The following is a 345-nucleotide window of genomic DNA, read 5'->3' as shown; positions in this document are numbered from 1 at the left end:
CTGCGGCCATGTTGCTTTCGCTGTGCCTTCCCCGGTGCACGGGTTAGGCTTGCCAATCAAATGCACTCCCTGGTTCGTTTTTCAAAACGTACGACAGAACACCGGCTTCCTCTAAGTCCTACTGCAGATTCGCATCTGTGTCGTTTGTTAGAGGACCTTGTGTGCTCTGTCGCTCTATCGCCAACTGATTTCAGGCTCTATTGCATCTCCCTTTGTGGGATGCTTTTCAGCGTTCGCTCACGCTACTTGTTCGCTATCGGTCTCGAGACGTGTTTAGTCTTCGCGGTCGATGCCCGCGATATTCACGAGGGATATCCAACCCCCGATACTCTGGAACTGACGCAC

The 345-nt window shown here is 52.8% G+C and carries 1 rRNA gene; it reads right to left on the bottom strand.

Features of this window, described 5'->3' with window-relative positions:
- Window positions 1–345: ribosomal RNA gene (locus tag FXF75_RS22320) — 23S ribosomal RNA — on the bottom strand; the annotation flags it as partial.

The sequence above is a fragment of the Halorussus sp. MSC15.2 genome (assembly GCF_010747475.1).
Lineage (GTDB): Archaea > Halobacteriota > Halobacteria > Halobacteriales > Haladaptataceae > Halorussus.
Note: the sequence above shows the minus strand (reverse complement) of the source record. Positions and strands in the feature narration are given on the sequence as shown.